13 protein-coding genes and 3 pseudogenes are annotated in these 18678 nt (G+C 51.5%); 10 read left to right on the top strand and 6 right to left on the bottom strand.

The features are described from left to right. Positions 1–137: 137 nt before the first annotated feature. From EOW68_RS01950 to EOW68_RS01930, 5 genes are all read left to right on the top strand, one after another. Positions 138–1262: a hypothetical protein gene (locus tag EOW68_RS01950; RefSeq protein WP_128223498.1), complete on the top strand. Its 1125-nt coding sequence runs from the start codon at positions 138–140 to the stop codon at positions 1260–1262. Positions 1263–1297: 35 nt separating this feature from the next. Beyond that, positions 1298–1828 carry a hypothetical protein gene (locus EOW68_RS01945; RefSeq protein ID WP_128223497.1) on the top strand — a complete coding sequence of 177 codons (531 nt, stop codon included), beginning with the start codon at positions 1298–1300 and terminating at the stop codon, positions 1826–1828. Positions 1829–1830: 2 nt separating this feature from the next. After that, positions 1831–4023 (top strand): BREX-5 system phosphatase PglZ, encoded by a 2193-nt coding sequence (gene pglZ / locus EOW68_RS01940; protein WP_128223496.1) that lies wholly within the window; start codon positions 1831–1833, stop codon positions 4021–4023. A gap of 24 nt (positions 4024–4047) precedes the next feature. After that, positions 4048–5319, top strand: coding sequence for a hypothetical protein (locus EOW68_RS01935; RefSeq protein WP_128223495.1), 1272 nt, complete (start codon positions 4048–4050; stop codon positions 5317–5319). 64 nt (positions 5320–5383) lie between these two features. Further along, positions 5384–8302: a helicase-related protein gene (locus tag EOW68_RS01930; protein ID WP_128223494.1), complete on the top strand. Its 2919-nt coding sequence runs from the start codon at positions 5384–5386 to the stop codon at positions 8300–8302. A gap of 125 nt (positions 8303–8427) precedes the next feature. Here EOW68_RS01930 and EOW68_RS01925 read toward each other — a convergent pair whose 3' ends face one another. Both EOW68_RS01925 and EOW68_RS01920 read right to left on the bottom strand, forming a co-directional pair. Then, positions 8428–8718, bottom strand: coding sequence for a hypothetical protein (locus tag EOW68_RS01925; protein WP_128223493.1), 291 nt, complete (start codon positions 8716–8718; stop codon positions 8428–8430). 9 nt (positions 8719–8727) lie between these two features. Beyond that, the gene (locus EOW68_RS01920) at positions 8728–9453 is read right to left on the bottom strand and encodes an HNH endonuclease (RefSeq protein ID WP_128223492.1); all 726 of its coding nucleotides are present in this window, start codon (positions 9451–9453) and stop codon (positions 8728–8730) included. 508 nt (positions 9454–9961) lie between these two features. On the opposite strand from EOW68_RS01920, the gene EOW68_RS01915 reads away from it, so the two are divergent. Further along, positions 9962–10453 (top strand): DUF7344 domain-containing protein, encoded by a 492-nt coding sequence (locus EOW68_RS01915; protein ID WP_128223491.1) that lies wholly within the window; start codon positions 9962–9964, stop codon positions 10451–10453. Positions 10454–11270: 817 nt separating this feature from the next. On the opposite strand, the gene EOW68_RS01910 is transcribed toward EOW68_RS01915, so the two are convergent. Next, a complete protein-coding gene (locus EOW68_RS01910; protein ID WP_128223490.1) occupies positions 11271–12245 on the bottom strand; it encodes a DUF7983 family protein in 975 nt (324 codons plus the stop codon). Positions 12246–13233: 988 nt separating this feature from the next. Beyond that, positions 13234–13421: pseudogene (locus EOW68_RS01905) on the bottom strand (IS5/IS1182 family transposase); the annotation flags it as partial. 1 nt (position 13422) lies between these two features. Here EOW68_RS01905 and EOW68_RS01900 point away from each other — a divergent pair. Further along, entirely contained in the window at positions 13423–13587 is a 165-nt protein-coding gene (locus tag EOW68_RS01900; RefSeq protein WP_431358697.1) for a hypothetical protein, read from the top strand. 78 nt (positions 13588–13665) lie between these two features. Here EOW68_RS01900 and EOW68_RS01895 read toward each other — a convergent pair whose 3' ends face one another. Beyond that, complete coding sequence (locus EOW68_RS01895; protein ID WP_128223489.1) at positions 13666–14217, bottom strand: hypothetical protein; 552 nt, start codon at positions 14215–14217, stop codon at positions 13666–13668. 354 nt (positions 14218–14571) lie between these two features. Then, positions 14572–14739, bottom strand: a pseudogene (locus EOW68_RS01890) (IS5/IS1182 family transposase); the annotation flags it as partial. Positions 14740–15332: 593 nt separating this feature from the next. Here EOW68_RS01890 and EOW68_RS01885 point away from each other — a divergent pair. The 3 genes and pseudogenes from EOW68_RS01885 to EOW68_RS01875 form a co-directional block, all read left to right on the top strand. Continuing rightward, complete coding sequence (locus tag EOW68_RS01885; RefSeq protein WP_431358696.1) at positions 15333–17108, top strand: amidase family protein; 1776 nt, start codon at positions 15333–15335, stop codon at positions 17106–17108. Positions 17109–17699: 591 nt separating this feature from the next. Continuing rightward, on the top strand, positions 17700–18110 hold the full coding sequence (locus EOW68_RS01880; RefSeq protein WP_128223488.1) for a hypothetical protein: 411 nt from the start codon (positions 17700–17702) through the stop codon (positions 18108–18110). Positions 18111–18247: 137 nt separating this feature from the next. Next, positions 18248–18595: pseudogene (locus EOW68_RS01875) on the top strand (IS5/IS1182 family transposase); the annotation flags it as partial. Between the last annotated feature and the right edge of the window lie 83 nt (positions 18596–18678).

Below are 18678 nucleotides of genomic sequence, written 5' to 3'. Positions count from 1 at the left end.
AGCGGTGAATTGGACTTGTCTCAATCTACGCCGCGGCAGCAACCGAGACTGACCGCCAAATCATACAGAAAGTGACTGTTTCGTGGCGCTCAGGCAGCACTCTCTCGCCTCGTTCGGGAAGTAACGACATCCTTGATGTGATTGAATCTCAATTTGAGGATATATTTGGTGAGTACGGTACAGAAAGACTCACTGAAATCGATCAAATCATCGGTGACCAGCGTCCAGAAGAAGAATCATATCCGAATATTCGAGACTGGTTACAAAATGATATTTTCGAGTATCACGTTTCAAGATTCGACAATACCCCGGTTCTTTGGAAGATAACTACGGAAAATCTTGTATCCAACCCAACTGGAGCTGGGTTCTCCTGCTTAGTCGACTTCCATCAATTGTCCCCAAGTACATTTGATCGGTTATCGAATCAATACCTAGAGCCGCAAAAATCTGCTTTGCGTGAAAAAAGAGCTTCGGCAAATCAACGACGCAACGACGAGTCTCTGTCAGCAACAGAGAAAAGTAAGGCAACGGATCAATTTGAACGCTGTACGAGCGGGTTAGAGCAGATAGCTGAATTTGAAGAGGTGATTCAGGAACTCTCTGGATCAAATCCCCGAAACTGGAACGACCGAGATCAGCAGTTGGCTTCTAATCTTCAAGCCAAAGTGAGTGACTTCCGGAAAGAAACTGAAAAGCGCCTCAGTATTCTCGACGAATTGGCAGAATTAGAGGGTACTGAAATGCAGGAACTATTCACTAAAACCTTTTATTCTACTGTTGAAGAGGAGCGCAAGGAATGGATAGAAGCACTCGAAGATCTCGAAAAAGCGTGTGAAGCCTATCAGAGAGACGCGTCCCAACCGATTGAGGCCCATTACTATGATTTGCTCAAATATTTCGACGACCTAATCGGATCAACTCACTTCGCGAGTAATGGGATTCTGTTCATGATCTACTACTTTGAGGATTGGGAGACACATCTTGATGAGGGTCAACCCAGAGAGGGTTTGGACAAAGAGGCGGAACTACTAGCAAAGTTGGCTGTCGATCTTGGAGATTATGTTGATTTAGCTGAAGAAATAAATGAGGATTGTCAATCTCTTGCGAAGAGTATTCCTTCGAGCTGGGAAGAGAGAGCCCTCTCTGAGATTATGACCGCTGGCTATCACCCTAAACAAAAACATGGGGTTGAAATGAATATAAGACCTCTTGTAGAATCAAATGCCGTTCCTGAAATTGTCGAAGAGAAAGTATTAGAATGAACAAATAGTGGATTACATAAAATAAAGAGAAAATTATGGACATTAGTATTTTTGCTGAAGGTTCAGGGACGACAAGGAATGAAACAGAAGTTCCATTTCGTGACTATTACCAAGGAAACTTCCGCCCGATATCAAGTCTAGCTGACCAACTCGAAAAGTACGGTACTGTAGACATACATATAATATCCGATAACTACGGCCTTGTTCGTGGCGACGAAATGGTAGAATCTTACCTTAGCAGTAATCGAAATGACAAATTAGATGATTCAAGCATTTTAAACGAACTATACAAAGGCGCCTCTTCTGACGTTGTAGTGATATTATTATCTACACCGACATTTAATTCTCTCATTATGGATAACTGGTCAAGAATTGGTGAAGAAGCCAAATCAGAATCCCTATGGACTCTTGGGGCAGCCAGAAGCTCTCTTGAATCAATTAGTTTCGACATGATCCGGCGAAAAGGGTGTAACGTAATTACGTACGAACGAGTCGGAGTCGCTCGAATTAGTAATAAAGTCCGGGAAGAACTTCTTGAGGCTGTAAAAGAAGCATCTACCAGCTAATTATGCAAGCAACCCAGTCCTTAGCTGACGCCGCGAAAGATACAATTCAGCGAGAGTTCGATCGCGCGGAGTCGAATGACCCAATAGTTCTCTGGTGGGATGACGGCAACTACCTCGAAGACATCCTCCAGCAGGCATGCACCGATCTCAGTGTCCCGCTGAAGACTGCTGAGAAGACGCCGCTCGAATTACGTGCCGACCCAGTGGATGGCGAGCAGGTCTGGTACGTTCCGCACGTCAAAGAACCAGCCGACAAAGAGGGAGATTACGACTGGTTCCGGGATGTCCAGCACACGGGGAGCGAGGTGGAAATGAGCATCGAGGATCTCACCGTCCACGTCTTCGGGAGCGAGCAGCTCCAAGCGTGGGAGCTGAAGAATGCCACCCAGACCGACGACCCACAACAGCGCCGAGAGATCGCGCGGATCCTCCACGACCAGCTCACTGGTGGCCAGCTCCCGACGCTCGAACAACTCCGCACTCGGATCGTTACTGGCGGATACACTGACCCCGTGGCGTTCGTACTGGAGAACGGGTGGGCCGACATCAACGACGATTCCGGGACGATTGAGGACATGAAGGATTTGCTCACGAGCGAGGGCGTCGATGCCGTGGCCAACGAAACCGAGCCAACGGGCATTGTCACGGGAACGCGTCGGTGGGCCGTCGCAGAGTGGCTGATTCACGCTGGAGCCAGCCCAGATCAATTCCCGACCAAATTTCGTACGGAGACTGCCGGCGCTCACGACCTTCCCGAACTCAAGTCCGTGCTGAACAACACAGCTTCTCCCGGTCGTATTGCTGACCGATATCTCGGTGAGGCTGTGTGGCCGGAGGTCATCCGCGACGTAGACGATCCGTGGGAGTTGGTAGAGTGTCTCGTCGACGCCGCACTCGAACATCGCCTCTGGGAGGAGTGGCACGCGTCCTTCGAGGCTGGCGACTACGAGGAATGTCTCAACCGAGCCGAGACTCGATTCGAGGTACTCCGCGGCAGCGAGGGGTTCCACGGCGAATATAAGGGTGCCTTTGGCCCTGACAACGCGTGGACGCAGACGTGGGAGCAAGCCGCTGAGGTCGCCCGACTCGCCCACCGACTCGACACGTGGGATGAAGGTGCAGCCGACGATGTTGTCTCCCTGTACGCTGACGAGGACGAGGGAACGTGGCAGATCGACAACGCTGTCCTCAATCTCGTCGTCTCCGGTGAACCCGAGACAAGTCTCCCCGGTGATCACCCAGCGACAGAGTCGCTCGACGACCTCCGAACCCAGCTTCAGTCGGAGTACGTCGATTACCTCGAAGACCTCGGCGATCTCGTCACCGAGACCGTCGAAGCTGGGGCTCCTTTCATCGAAGATGATCACGCCTACCAATTCTTCACCAAGGAGTCTGCGGGACTCGAAAGCGGCCAGACCGTCGCGTTGTTCGTCATCGACGCTCTCCGGCTCGATCTCGCCCGCCAACTTGCTGACGAACTGCGCGAATATGTTGCCACCATGCCAGCCGATGCTCCCGAGTTCGCGATCGAAGAGAGTGTCTGGCTTGGCACGCTGCCATCGGAGACTGAGTTCGGGAAGGCCGCGCTCACACCGGGCGAAGTCCAGATGTTCGATGTCTCGCTCGTCAATGGCGATCTGCAACCACTACGGAATAATAAGCGCGTCACCCTGAACCGGCGCGAATCGCTGCTGAACGGTGACGGGTGGACAGTCACTCGCGAAGAAGACGAGGGCTGGCAGTCGACACGTGTAGCGTACTTTAAGAATGATCTCGACAACATCGGCGAGAAGGAACTCAGCGACCTTGAGGGAATGCTCGCCCGACGCGTCGAGAGTCTCGCCGAGTTCATCGGCGAGAAACTGGAACAAGGAGAGTGGGATCAAGCCTACATCCTCACTGACCACGGATTCGTTCTGCTCCCCCACCATATCAAACCGGAAAAAATCTCTCGACCGGGAGAACAGACTGACTCTGGTCGTCGTTGGATAGCGGGCGAGGATGTAGATGAGGATTCGCCCGGCGTGTTGCTTGACTCGAGTACTCGGTTGGGGTACCTCGACGCCAACGTCAGCGTCCTTGCAAGTCCACTCAAGCGGTTCAGGAAGCAAGGAGTTGGCGACGCTCGTTTCTATCACGGCGGACTGTTACCACAGGAATTCGTGCTTGACTTCATCAGTATCACGCAGGGTTGACCACAACGACGAGGCTTTCAATAAATGTCATCTAAAGAAATAAAAGACGGAATCTCGGAGATCAGAGGCCACATCAGCGATTTGCTCAGCACACTGGAGGCGCAAATGAAGGAACCGCGTCTTGACAAGATAGTCGAGAATGGCGGGACGCTGCAAAGCGAGAATCTGGGGCAGAAGCCAGAGCGATGCGTCGAAGACACGTTGATATGGCCGACATTGGAGACGCTCGGATTCGAATATACCCCTCGTCCTTACTATTCAATCGGAGATGAGAACGAATGTCCCGACTTTCGCATCGATAACCTCGCTGATAGAGTCATTGGAGAGAACAAGTCGACCAACAATTTCGGTGAGGCAAAGACCGATATCGAGATATATATTGACTCCACGCGATACGACTACGGAATAGGTACCGACGGTTTTCGCTGGGCGATGTACACAATCGAGGTGGACGACCACAGCCGAGCAGACCTAGTTGACGTCGTCGCCGAGCAGAATCTAACACCGGCAGTGCGACGTATCGCTCGTGAGCGTGGCTTGGTAAACTACACTAAAGAGATTCAATCGGGAAAATCAGTCGATGGGATACTGGGAGACTTCTACCAGACGTTCAATCACTACGGTATTCGCAGAGAAATCGGCGGGCTCTCCGAATTCTACGACCTCTATCTCGAAGTTCTGGCCGGAGATGGTAAGTATGAGGGTCTTGAAGCGAATCTCGTTGAGTCACTTGATACGCCACAAGACGCCACAGAAAGAGATAGACTCGCCTTTGCGGCACTCTTTGTCGACCGGTTGGCGTTTCTCCAGTTATTGGTCGACCGTGGTATCCTCGAGCGAATCGCACTGCACGAACAGTGGAGCGAACACAATCATGGCCTCAATCGATTTCGTGGGAGTTTCTACTCGCAGTACCTTCAGCCGCTGTTCTACGATTCACTGATCAAACAACCCCGTGCCCGCGAGCCAGAACTTCCCCAATCCTTCCGAGAGGTACCTCATTTCACCGGCGGTCTATTCGAGCCCATTCTTCCGGATGAGCATGCCTACGATATCCCTGATGAAGTGATGAAACCGGTTCTTTCTCGGTTTTTTGAAGGAGAACAGCGAACCCTCGTCAACGAAGCAGCAGGAGGATCGCTCTTGAGGACATATACCGAAGAGTTCGAAAGCAAAGATGTTGCGGGCGAAATACCACAACAGTACTCTACAATCGTGAACGCGTACGACGACGAAATCGACCACGTCGAGTCACAGATAGAGCGAACTCTACGTTCGTTCGAGGATTCGCAATGAGCTATAGAACTCATCGGTCAATAAGATTCATCATTCCATGTGCCGTTGACACACCCATCACTTGATGACTGACACTACAAGATTCTCCCCCGGTCAACGGGTTATTCTTAACGGCACATCCGCAGAGATTATTCACACGCGGACTGTCGGCGATATCGAGTATCTTCGAGCCTACATTGATGGAAAGGGAGTCAAGACAATCTGTCTCGACGACGTCGACATCCAACCGCAACAAAACCGACTTGAGGCATTACCCGGCCAGCAACTCGACGACCTTCACCCGGATCACGATGCAGTGTCGGCCAACTGGTTCGATCTTCACACGCAAGCGACCAAGCTCAAACTTGCTCACGAACAAGGACAACTACTGAGCATCTCAAACTCGCTCGTCAGGCTAGAGCCCTATCAGCTGGCGTGCGTCAACTGGGTAATGCAGAAACTCCGGCAGCGAGCACTCATCGGCGACGACGTCGGACTCGGGAAGACCATCGAGGCGGGACTCATCCTCAAAGAGCTCTCTGCCCGCAACAGGGCTGACCGCGTTCTATTCATTGTGCCAGCCCACCTTCAGAAAAAGTGGATTCGAGACATGAGTCGCTTCTTCGACGTTGATTTGACCGTCGCCGACAGGGCGTGGGTTGAAGGCGAACGCCGGCGACTCGGTGAGGAAGCCAACATCTGGGATCAGGATCAGCAACAGTTGGTCACGAGCATGGCCTTCCTGCGACAAGAAGAGTTCCGAGCTGCACTCCAGGACGCGTTCTGGGATGTGGTCGTAGTCGACGAGGCCCACAAAGCCGCAAAACGTGGTGACTCCCCGAGTAAGACCTCTAACATGGTCGAAACAGTTACGGGCAACTCCGACTCATTGCTCTTGCTCAGTGCAACACCGCATGATGGGAAAGGCGAAGCATTCCGGTCGCTCGTTGAGTACGTTGATCCCTTCCTCGTTGCCGAGGACAGGGAACTAACGCAAGAGGCAGTCGATCGTGTGATGATCCGCCGCGGAAAAGAGGGACTCTACGACGAGAACGGTGAACGTCTTTTTCCCGATCGAGAAGTCAACTCGGTCTCCGTCCAAATGACCCACGACGAACGTCAGTTCTACCGAGGGGTCACAGACTACGTCAAAAATGTCTACAATCGCTCAGAGAAACTGAACGAACCTGCGGTCGGATTCGCGATGGCGTTGATGCAGAAGCGGCTCGTGAGCAGTGTTGGAGCTATTCACGCTACGCTCCGCCGGCGACTAAACGATCTGCTTGATGAGGAAACCGCAACAGAGAATCTCTCTGAGGAGGCAGAAGCCTACCTCGACGGCGAAGATTTAGACGAGGACGGCAAGCAACAGGCGGAAGACGAAATTGCTGGTCTGACTGTCGCAAGCAACGACCAACAACTCCAAGAAGAGATCGATACGCTTCGTGATCTCGTTTCACTTGCAGAGAGTCTCCCAGTCGACTCGAAGGCTCAAAAGGTGCGACGGTTCATCAGCCAACTCCTTGAGGAGCAACCGGACGAAAAACTCCTGCTGTTCACGGAGTACCGAGATACGCTCGACTATCTGCTTGACTTCGTACAGGACGAGCCGTGGGCCGACGAAATTCTGGTTATTCACGGCGATGTCGACAAAGAAGATCGCGCGCGGATTGAGGAAGAGTTTAACCACGGCCAGTCACGCTTGTTGTTCGCAACTGACGCCGCGAGCGAAGGGATCGACCTCCAGCACAGCTGCCATATCATGGCAAATTACGAGTTGCCGTGGAATCCGAATCGACTCGAACAGCGCATCGGGCGCATTCATCGTTACGGACAGGACAAGGAGGTCAAAGTCTGGAACTTTCTTTTCGAGGATACCCGCGAGAGTGAAATCTTCGAGATGCTCCAGAACAAGGTCGAAGAGATCCGCTCAAAGCTTGGTAATACGGCGGACGTGCTGGGAATCCTCGACGACATCGACGTAGACTCGCTTATCATGGAGTCCATCCAGAACGACGAACCACCGGGAGCGACGAAAGAAGAACTCGAGGAAATGATCGAGGAGCGCCAGCGCACACTGGAGGAGTGGTACGACCGGAGCCTCGTCGAAACGAGTACGTTTGACGCAGAGAGTCGACGCCAGATTCAGGAAGTCGTTGACGATTCCGAGGATGTCTACGGAAGCGAAGGAGATATCAAAGAGTTCTTCGAGCGGGCAATCACGGCCTTTGGTGGTGAGTTCGAGAAGCGGGGTACCAATCTCTATCAGGCCGAACTACCGGAGGAAGTCCGACCGGCTGGTGCCGACGCAACGTTTGGGCCGTTCACGTTCGACCGGGATTTCGCGATGGATCACGAAGATATCACATATCTCGCTCCTGACACGGATGTACTCCAGCGGATCATGGCACATGTACTCGAAGATGAACGTGGCGAAGTCGGTCTCAAGCTCCTACCGTTCGTCGATACACCGGGGATAACCTACAACTATTGCGTTGCCTTCGAGGATGGAACAGGAGAGGTGATTCGAGAGGAAATAATTCCCGTGTTCGTCGATGTAGAGCAGAAAGACGCACAACAGGCACTCGGCGAACGAGTCATCGAAGGCCAGACAGTTTCGGCAAGACCAGATGTCAACGATCTCCGGACGCTGCTTGACACTGAGAACGATCTACGGTCAGCCGCAGAACGATACGTGAGTGTTCGGGTGAACGAGATCAAATCAGATCTCAGATCTAAACGCCACGAAGAGACTGTCAAAGAGATCGAAAACCTCGACGAGTACGCACAGGCAGAGCGCGAACGAATCGAGTCTTTCATCGAGGAGTACGAGCGTAAGTCCGAGGCTGGTTCCGATATGGACATCGCGATCCGTGGCCAGCAGGAGCGACTCGAACAACTGGAAGACCGAATAGAAACACGTCGAGAAGAGCTTAAACGCCGAGAGCAGATTATCTCGATTGCACCTGAAGTCGACAATTACTGTCTCACGTTACCCCTGTAAATCATCTGACGGTCGTTTACAAATTATAAGCTGCCTGTCGGGGTATGTGTACTAGTCTGGATATTAGCTATAACCACAAAACTGAATAGTAATTGGATGAAGCTGTAGACACATTCGGTTGCCCTCTATTTTTCGAATCTTCCCGCTAGTTCTGCTATGACTTTTTCAGCGTCTTTTTTCTTGAAAATCGGACGCTGAAATCGGCAGACAAATCCTTCGAAACGGTCGTGCGGCAGATAGAGTTTCACAATAGCGACGGCATCAGGCCACTCGCAAGGCCCCTCCGTACACTCGGGAGGGGCGATATCAATAAACGCACTCAGCGACTTGTGCTCGATGCAGAACGGGCGCACAAGCCGTGCCTCGAAGCCGGGATTCCGCCGCCAATTCGATGGAATGGAGATTTGATCGAACATCGGCTACAGTCAGTTGTTGTCCAGTTGGCGCTCAACCGAGGCGATGCGACGAGCGAGATCAGCGATATCAGGATCACCATTCTGCGAAGGCGAAGGAGGGACGGGCGGATCGAAGGCTTTGGCACGGTTGATTGCGACTGGAATCGTTCTTTCGTCAAGACCTACGATATCCGCGATTTTTGAGTGTGCCATGCCGGATTCGCGCATCCGTCGAATCACATCGTCGCGCGCGAACCTGGCGGCCCTCTCGGGGCTGTCAGGTAACCGTCCGCGAGTAGGCTCATCAACGCGATCAGTAAGATCCCACTGCCCTTCTATGTCGTGCGCGACGATGTCAGCGGCAGCCAATGCGTACAGGCGGCGCCGCGCGTGAACGGCGCTAATACAGGCCTCGTCCGCGATATCTCCAGCCGCTGCGGGAGCGACAGTTTCGATCGCATCAAGTATCTTGGCATCCGCTGGTGTGGTTGAGATATCGTAGTCGTCCAGATTCAACTGGATGTCGTCTTCACTAAGCCGCGTACTGTGGTGGTGATGGTGGCAATTCGCACAGAGGGTAACCAGGTTAGAGGGCTCGTTCGACCCACCGTCCGACGGAGATTCCCGATGATGTAGATGCAGGCTCGCGTCTCCGCCTGCTTGACTCCCAAGGCAACCGCAGAGTTGGCACGTGAAATCGTCACGTTCAAGTACCAATTGCTTGATCTCTGGTGGAACCGATTCGCGGTCACTCATCTGACATGCCCCGCTGGTTACGTGTGGTAGCCGTTAGCGATACAAGATGTTGCGTCCGACGAGCATCGCCGGATTCATTAGCGCTTGATTTGTGGGAATACATGCTTCCTCTGGAAGCGCAGGTTGGCGCTTTCACGCCTGTTCAATTCTCAATGGTGGAACGCGCTTCGCATGAAAGAAATCTAGAACTAGTTATTTAAGGAAATCGGTAGTTCAGAGTCTTAGACTAGGTCTGAATGCAGAAACAGAGTTGCAACCTCAACTCAGACCCACTCTAAATTTGCCTACGCAGCGATTTGGGCATTAATATAGTGACCTGCGAGCGCACTCAATTCGGGAATATCTAACCAGGTTTGCCGTCAGAACAATACCCCTACCAATCTGATAGATATGAGTTGTTGGAGCTGTAAAGTCGACAAGCCGTATTTGTCTATCAGTAGAGCTGGTCAACAGTTATTTTACTAGCTGTCGATAAGAATGGATTGTCAGCCGGTTGGTGGCAGTGTATGTGACCGAGCACCAACCGCTCACAATCGAAGACACAATGAAAGCACCAGAAACCCCACCGTCAGACAAATCTTTGCTCGCACACTCACTCAAGAAATTCACGGGTCTCTTTGAACGTGGACATACGCGTCAGACCTCAGATTCAGAATCCAGTAAACTTGATCTTGAATCTTCAGAGGTGTTCGATCTACTCAGTCTCGAACGGAGGCAGGCAATTATCAAGGTACTTCATGATGCTGAAAAAACACCCGTTTCAGTCTCGGAACTCTCAAAAAAAGTCGCTGCAATCGAGTATAATTGTGCCCCGTCAGAACTTGATAGCGCCCAGGAAAAAAGAATATACATTGCTGCATACCAGGTACATATCCCGTATCTTGCCGAAGCATCTGTCGTAACATACGATTCTGAAAGACAGTTGGTAGATCGAGGGGAGAACTTCGATCGTGTCCACCATATTCTTCAGATTCTACTGGATGCACTCGGGGATCACTAGATTCAATCAGGTATCGTCGATAGCGAACACCACTGTTGTTACTTTCCAAACTCGGCCTTGTAGTACTTTTCACAAGTACGCTTCACGTCCACGAGTTTTCAATATTACAAATATACTCGGTATCATCTCTGAAACAGATCCTGAATAATTCTTGCGACGGTCATATCCACATATGATAAACACGGATCAGAGGTAACTACAACAGCGTACAAATCAAGAACCCATCATATTAGTAATCCAACAAACACACACAGAGTGTCACTTCCAGTCTGAACGCTCAGAAAGGGGGGAGGGGGTGAATTCAGTGGGGTCAACCGCGTGAAGCATTTATATACTATCCTGACCAACTGTTTCCGTAGTGGGTCGAAATTTGCGTTAATTCCGCGGTGTTGTACGGTGGGAAGAAGTGCTGGATGACCTGATGTATTCTGCTGTGAGGCCGACCCCCTTCTCAGAACGCTCACACTGGAACTGATACACTGTGTGTGTATACTGTGAGTCAAACAACATAACAAAATAAGAGAATACTAGAACAGCAATCGGTGCTGTGCCGTCCTGATGTCAACGCTCGACTCCAAGGGAACTCGATGCTGGTTCGGATTGACCGTTTGAAGCACAGTACCCGTGGTCGTTTCCGTCACCAAATCAATACGCAGCGCTGTATAGTGGGCTCATGTCCGCGATCACCCCGGCTTCGAGGCGACAAAACGGGGTGCAGATCCCGCTCAAAGCTTATAGAGACCCCGACCACACCAACTACCTTGCTTTCTCGTAGGAATGTTGTAGTCATCGTCGTCGACTGCCTACAAGTTGCCCCCTATTTCTGGAACGATCGCCCCGACCTGAATTCGGTCAGCTCCTCAATACGGTTTTCAAGTTCCTCGATCTCTTCCCGAAGTTCATCAGCTTCCTCGCCCTCTGTCTCGGCCAGTCTATCTTTCAGCCCTTGTAGCCGAGTTTCCTTCTCTTCCTCATCTACGTCGGCTTTCCGGACGTACTCGCTCTGTTCAATCTCGTACACATCGGATTCGGACAGTTCGGTCACGTCGAGTGCGTCGTCTACCTTGCTGGAATCCACAGTGGTCAACCGTTCACGCTCGATCCCAGCGGCCTCGAAAGCGTTCAGCACTATTTCGTCGTCTTTCAGCGACCGATTCTTACGGCTCGTCCGTTGGACAGATCCGAACTGGCCAGACACTGGTTGGTCATGATGTAATCGGTCAAGAAGAACACTACGCACGTCTTGGCGAAGGTCGTTGGCGTTACGCTGAACGTCCGAGAGAAGTGTATAGAGGTTGACCAGCCCCGAAGTCTCCACATCTTCGAGAGTAGTCACGTCGTGACGTTCGAGGGCGTCGATAAGCAACAAGGCATCACTGTAGACCACCACATCGGGTTCCTCACGTTCGGAATCTTCTTGATCTGGGCCAGCGTCCGCGTCCACTAACGGCGAGCCTGTTAGTGTCTCACTCTCTCGTATCGTCCCTTCTCGGTCGTCGATCTCGAAGCGCGGATGGATACTCAAGACCGTCGCATACGGTTCGGCGTCTGGTGGGAGTCGGTCGAGTTCGAACTCACCGCGAGCATCCTGTATGCGCTGTGTGAGAGTCTCAAACTGCTCGCGTTGTAGGGGAATTGTCGCGTCGTCGTCACGGTACCGAATCAGAATCCGATATTCCTGGATATCAGTCACTCGGAACGGTTTGCGCGAAAGTGGAGTGACAAGGGTCGCATCCGAGGGAAGTTCCTCGACGTTATCCAGCAAATTGCGCCACGTGGAACCAAATGGCATAGCGGGAATACGAAGAGCAGTGGGTAAAGTTTTCAGGTGGACTGGTCACCAAACAAGATTATATTGCGAAGATCAAGCGGTCGTGCTTCAAATCGCGAGTGACACGATTCAAATCGAGAAACAGCCCACAAACAGTCAGTTGCGCTCGATAGCCGAGAAACCTTGCAGGTGCTTACGGAAGACAGCGAAACACTGGTATCTGTTTCGGAGTTGGTAGATGGGGCTGTGCAAGAGGGAAGGCGCGAGTCTTGCGTGAGGGTTCGTTAGATTCGGCCAGTTTGGATTGATCAGTACAGGGCAGCATGTGAACGTTACACAGGGTTTATTGCTTGTAGTACCGAATAATCCAAATTGCGGCCTCTCCGATGGTTGGGATCCTCGGGAGTGTCTGAGGCCGCCACTCCCGCCTGCCTCCAATAGCGGTCGAATACCTCACTGTTATTTTGTAACCGAGCCACTGTTGTATTCACGTGCAGATCGAGCGAATCCAAATGGGTTGATATGGATTTATTAATATTTTCACCCAGTTAACCACACGCCTGACCTTCGTCAAAATTAGAAGGGTTATCTGTATAAATCTTAATAGCTAACATGGTGAGCTTAAAACGAATGTCCGCTTTATGTGACGAGCTGTTGTATGCGTTGGCTGCAAAAACAGGCGGTGGAAGAGTATGAGTTCGGTTGGTAAATTAGTGCGCTCGTTCGTCCAGAAAGCACAATCCGGTGAGAGTAGCTCCAACCCCCCAGAGTCATCACTGTACACGTGCCACGATTGTGATTGTGTCTATATTGCGATCGAGAAAGAGATTTGCGCATCGTGTGGCATCCCTGTCGAACAAATCCAATCGACAGCGGAGAGTATGTAGCCCTCGTGTACTGACCACCATTGGTTCCCGGTGACTGACCTTCGTCCCCTCCAACACACGCGCCTTCGATTCACGTTTCGAAGCAATCTCCACATATCGTGATTGCTTTTTCACCAGATTAGCCAAGAGCGATTCTGTATATAGTCGCCGTTGTACCCGGTTTCTGCCATCGATCGCTGCGTGTAACTCTTCGTCCGGATGAGCACGTTATTCGCGGTTGCCTTCGGTGCTGAACCGCGGTAGTAAACGAGGGACTTGACGCCAGTGCAGCGATCTCGCACTCGGTGTGCCAGTCTTGGAAGCCGTTATCAGTGGGCTACCGCGCGCAGGTCGAGAAGGGTATTGACCTCGTTAAAAACGTCCGCCCGCACATGCAGGAACTCGCTCTCGGCGGGACGGCGACGGTGACAGGGCTCAACACTCACCCCGAGTTCCCCGAGCGGATGACCCACCAGGGTATCCTCGGGGACAACTGATACTGTCTGCCATACGCGCGTAGAGATGTTCGACACCTTGGGGTGTCGAAATCCGTTACGTAGCTACAGCCAACAGTATCACTCGTTGCCGACCTGTTCGCGCAGCTGCTCGGCCTGCTCTTGGATGCGTTCGATCTGCTCCTGGGCCTGGTCGTCGGCCTGCTCGAGGAACTCTTTGAGCTGTTCTTCGGTCTCGTCAAGGAACTCGAGGGTCTGTGATTCCATGTCCTCGTGGCCCTCGGTCAGCATGTCCATCTGATCGCTCAGTGCATCGAGGTATGCGTCTGCCATGCTCTCGTGCTCTTCGAGGCCCTCCTCGGTCATCTCTTGGACGTCCGCTTGGGCCTCCTCGACGGCGGCGAACTGCTCGTCCATCGCCTCGCGGATCTGTTCGACGCCGGCTTCCGACCCGGGCACCATCGACTCGATGGTCTCTAGGTAGCTCTCCATTGCCGATCGCATCATGTCGAGACTGCGCTGCTGGGCGTCGGACTGGCCCTCCATGTTGCTCATCATCGCCTCGTTCAGCCGCTTCTGGAACTCGATGGACTGCTCCATCGCTTGCTTGCTCTGCTCGAGTGTTCGTTGCTGGAGTTCGAAGACCGTACTCATGGGGTTGTCTTGGCTCATACCTGAATCCTCCGTACACGTAGATAGTCGCTGCCCCAACATATCAAACCATATGATTTACATTTTCTAGGTGATAACTACCGCGGCAGAACGGTGATAAGAGTGGAGCTGACCCCGCTAGCTGTCCGTTCGACCGGGTCAGATATCGGGCCGGGGGGTTGGACGCGTGTGTCGCGTGTATCGGTGGCTTTTACGCAACTGCCAGAGACAGTTCAGATGTATGACTGAGACGGGCTGCCCAGATAAGACGCTCTTTTTCCGGCGCGTGACCGATGCCGACGACCGCGATTTGTCGCGTCGTAGGTCTGGCTACTTCGCACCGGGCGCGTGCACCCAGAGCCTTTGCTGACGGAAGTCAACAAGTTCGGCGTAGCTGTGGCTTTTTTGCTTACGAATACAGTGAGCGACGATGTGGGCCTCGCGGACAAGCCCACCCGAGTCGGACTTGCCCGCTCGCTTCCCCAACGCTTGTTCAACCACACGTAGTGCTGTCTCAACGAGGTCAAGTAACGCAATGCTCATAATCACCTTCTCGACCTCATTTCCTCAAACCATTACGAGACAATCCTGCTACTGTCTTCCATTTTTCAATAGAGCAGAAGTTACGGGGGCGTCCACTCAGTAAGTTCACTGATCGGCACCCACTCCCCATCCTCGTTCTTGTACTTCCACCAGTCCCAGCCGCTATATCCACAGGGATCTTCATGCGCGTCGGCACCTCTTTCGACCTAGGTTGAACCGTAGTCAATCGGCTGTGAATGTTTCTATGACGCGCTGATACTAAAGAATAGCGTGAACGCTTAGGTGGTCGGAGGCGTGTGTCGTGGTGAAACCTGCGTGATTGTGTTTACAGCAGTCCAGGCTTCTTATTGAGATAGGATCGATTATGAACCTGCAATACACAAGGCCGGTCGTATCAATTTTTCAATCAGTGCTGTTACCAATATTTCCGACAGTCTCTTGCTGAATGGCAGGATCTTAATATCTCCTCTATTAAGCTAATATTTTATTACTTCCTCTGTAAACTCAATAGAAATATTGGATATATGAAAGTTTGTGAGATTTACACCGGATCGAAAAAATTTTAATAAACAGCCAACTGAACCGGATTTTGGATGGCTAACGACAATCCACTGGCCGAAAAATTAGGTGTATCAAGTAAAAATATCGATCAAAAATCGACAGAAGACTCAAATTCAATAACTCGGCGCTCTCTAATGAAAGTTGCTGGCGCAGCTGGTGCCGCAAGTTTCCTATCCGGACAGGTACCGGCAGCGGCGTCTGAACACGAATCAGACGGATTTGATCCGATCGAGGCAACTATTCAGGATGTCTACTCGGCAATATTCCTTGGAGAAGTAACGGCAGTAGAAGTCGCCGAACTGTATCTTGAACGGATAGAGCACTACAATGAAGTATTGAATGCAGTGATCACAATCAACGAAAACGCACTTGATCGAGCCGAAGAGCTCGATCATGAGTTGGAAGAATCCGGCCCAGTTGGCCCACTCCACGGAGTCCCCATCCTCGTGAAAGATATATACAATACTGGGGATATTCCAACCACAGCTGGTTCACTCTCCCTCGAAGGTTCCCAACCGGAAGAGGATTCCTACTATGTTGCACAACTTCGAGAAGCTGGTGCTGTTGTGCTAGGTAAATCAAACACGCATGAATACGCGCGTGGAGGAACCACCGTAAGTTCACTCGGTGGCCAAACCTACAACCCGTACGACATTGAGCGGATTCCCAGTGGATCAAGTGGTGGTACAGCGGCTGCTACTGCTGCAAATCTGGCAGTATTCGGCACAGCTTCCGATACTGGTGGATCAACGCGTGGCCCAGCAACCTTCAATAACCTCGTTGGACTACGACCGACAGTGGGATTGGTAAGTCTTGACGGAATTGTTCCAATTGCAGGTACGTACGATACGCCGGGGATTAATACGCGGACAGTTGCAGAGACAGCACTTATTCTGGATATTACCGCTGGGTACGATCCGAACAATCCAACCACCTCACGTGGCGTAGGAAATATCCCCACTCCGGATTCGTCTCATCCCGAAGATAGTTACGTCGATTGTCTGAGCGAAGATGGGCTAAGTGATGCACGTATTGGGGTGTATCGTGATTTCTTCGGAACTGAATTCGACGCTCTCGACGATGAGACGGACATCGATGAAGAATTCGAAACCGGTGCAGCGCAAGTCACAGCAATCGTCGAAGACGCTATCGCGGAAATGGAGTCTCTTGGTGCAACAATTGTTGATCCTGTCTCAATTGGCCCAATTGAGGAAATATATGACCTATTTCAGAATGGATACTACGTCCAAGGAGAGGTAAAGACCTCACTCAATGCATACTTCGAATCATTAGGTGATGATGCACCCATTGGTTCAGTAGAAGAACTATTTGAGTCTGGACTGTACGCCTGTGACATTGCCGACTCCATTGAAGCGGCAAACGATGCCGATCTCGACACGTTCGAAGAAAACTTCCGCGAAAACGTGGGCATTCGAACCGATCTACGGAACCGTATCATTGGCACGATGGCCGAAGACGATCTAGATGCAATTCTATTCCCATCCTATGCACAACCCCCACCGAAAGTAGGCGAATCGAGTATCGGGTATAGAGCCAGACTCAGTTCGAATGCTGATATGCCAGCAATTTCAGTTCCAGCAGGATTCACTGAAGACGATCACCTCCCAGTTGGAGTTGAATTACTCGCTCGTCAATTTGACGAACCACTCCTCCTTCAATTAGCACATGCCTTTGAGCAGGGCACTGACCATCGAGTCCCGCCAGAGGGCTTCGGCCAACTCCCCGGAGACCCACCCGAACCACCCGAGGAAATGCCCATCCCGATTGCAGCAGAGAACGATTGTTGAAGCTATATTTAAAATAAAATTAAAAACTGGCCACATTCCCATATTGTGTATTTCTTATCGAAATAGCACTATGTATTGATAACAGAGAGCGTGACACCATGAGAATCCTGCTGAAAAGCTTGGAGTGTGAAGTATGATATGGCGATAGTCTCGACAGTCAGTCATCCGATTTTATGGAAATAATGCTGTAGCGTTTCTTGTGCAGCAAACAACCCAGACTCACGTATGACCGTGTGATCTTCTACCAGTCTGTATCGACGGATGTCTGTGTCCGTGTCGACGAGACCTTTTCTGGATAACTCGTGGAGTTCTGATTGAATCGTGTCTAGATCAAGAAGCATTCGACTCAAATCATTTACCGATGGATCATCGGGGTGTGCGACTATCCCCTGTAGGATTGTGAACTGGGCTTTGCTGACGTCCATACCGATGGTACGACTAGCATCATGTTATGGAACCTGTCATAGAATGATTTTCGTGGATTACACCGGTAGCCACTACAGGTGGGCTACAGATTATGGGAATCGTCCTATTGGTAGCTCTCTACTTCTTCAGAACAAACTACTTACTATTTCGTTGGTTATCTATATTATGAAGTTACAAGAGACGCTACGTCGCTACCAACGTTCACTCGCTCTCCTCATGGTTCTGAGTGTTGGTACAGGTATCGGCTTCGGAGTTACTGGAAGTGACTCACTTCTTATCGGCCTTGTGAGGGGACTTGCTGTGGGTGGTTCAGCGTTCTTGGTTCTTGCACCCGTGTTTCTGACTGTTGTTCTTGGTAGTTGGAAACATCTCCGGCTTCTCCAAGGAGTATTCCTCGGACTCATTGTGCTTGGGATTGTCGGGAATCTTATCAGCGGTCGAACCGTTACCGATGCAATCGGGTTTGGAATCGTTAGTGGTTCACTTGCGTTTATACCGTTTGTGATGTTATTTGCACTTCTCTTCTTAGCATATCTCGTCGGCAAACATCAGAGTCAGCCATCCACGAGTGGATGAGACTATAGTGATTTCAAGCGTCTAAAGCAAATCTATTGTCCCTCTGCGCGGTATCCTGCACAACTAAACAATAGTTCTAACCGGTTGAGAGCATACTATAGAAAGCGTCACATACGAAGCAGCAGGGTGCGGAAAGTGTGTCCAGCACAACCGCAACCCTGCAAGATGTGGATTCGGTAGACGACTTCTTGAATGTCGCGGCTACCGAGACAGTACCGCTGTTCGAGCACCTTGAGTTTGAGTTTCTGCTGGAGTACGACGTGTTCGCCCCCGCTTCGAGGGGGCGAACACGTGTACACAAGCCACCAGACCTCTTTCGCGGCTTTCTCCACTGCTACTACGAGGATGTTTACGGTACACGTCCGGTTACACGAGAACTCCAGCACAGCCTCGTCTGGTACTACTGCGGACTCGACAAACCGCCATCCAGAGACACGATTGATCGCTTTCTCACCGATCTCGAACACGTCATCGACGATGTCTTCGACAGGCTCGTGGGGGGGGGCCCCCCCCCCCCCCCCCCCCCCCCCCCCGCCACGAAGTTGTGAAAAGACACAAGGGGGGAGCC

Source organism: Halovenus amylolytica, from assembly GCA_004015825.1.
Lineage (GTDB): Archaea > Halobacteriota > Halobacteria > Halobacteriales > Haloarculaceae > Halovenus > Halovenus amylolytica.
This window is presented reverse-complemented; position numbering and strand designations above follow the sequence as displayed.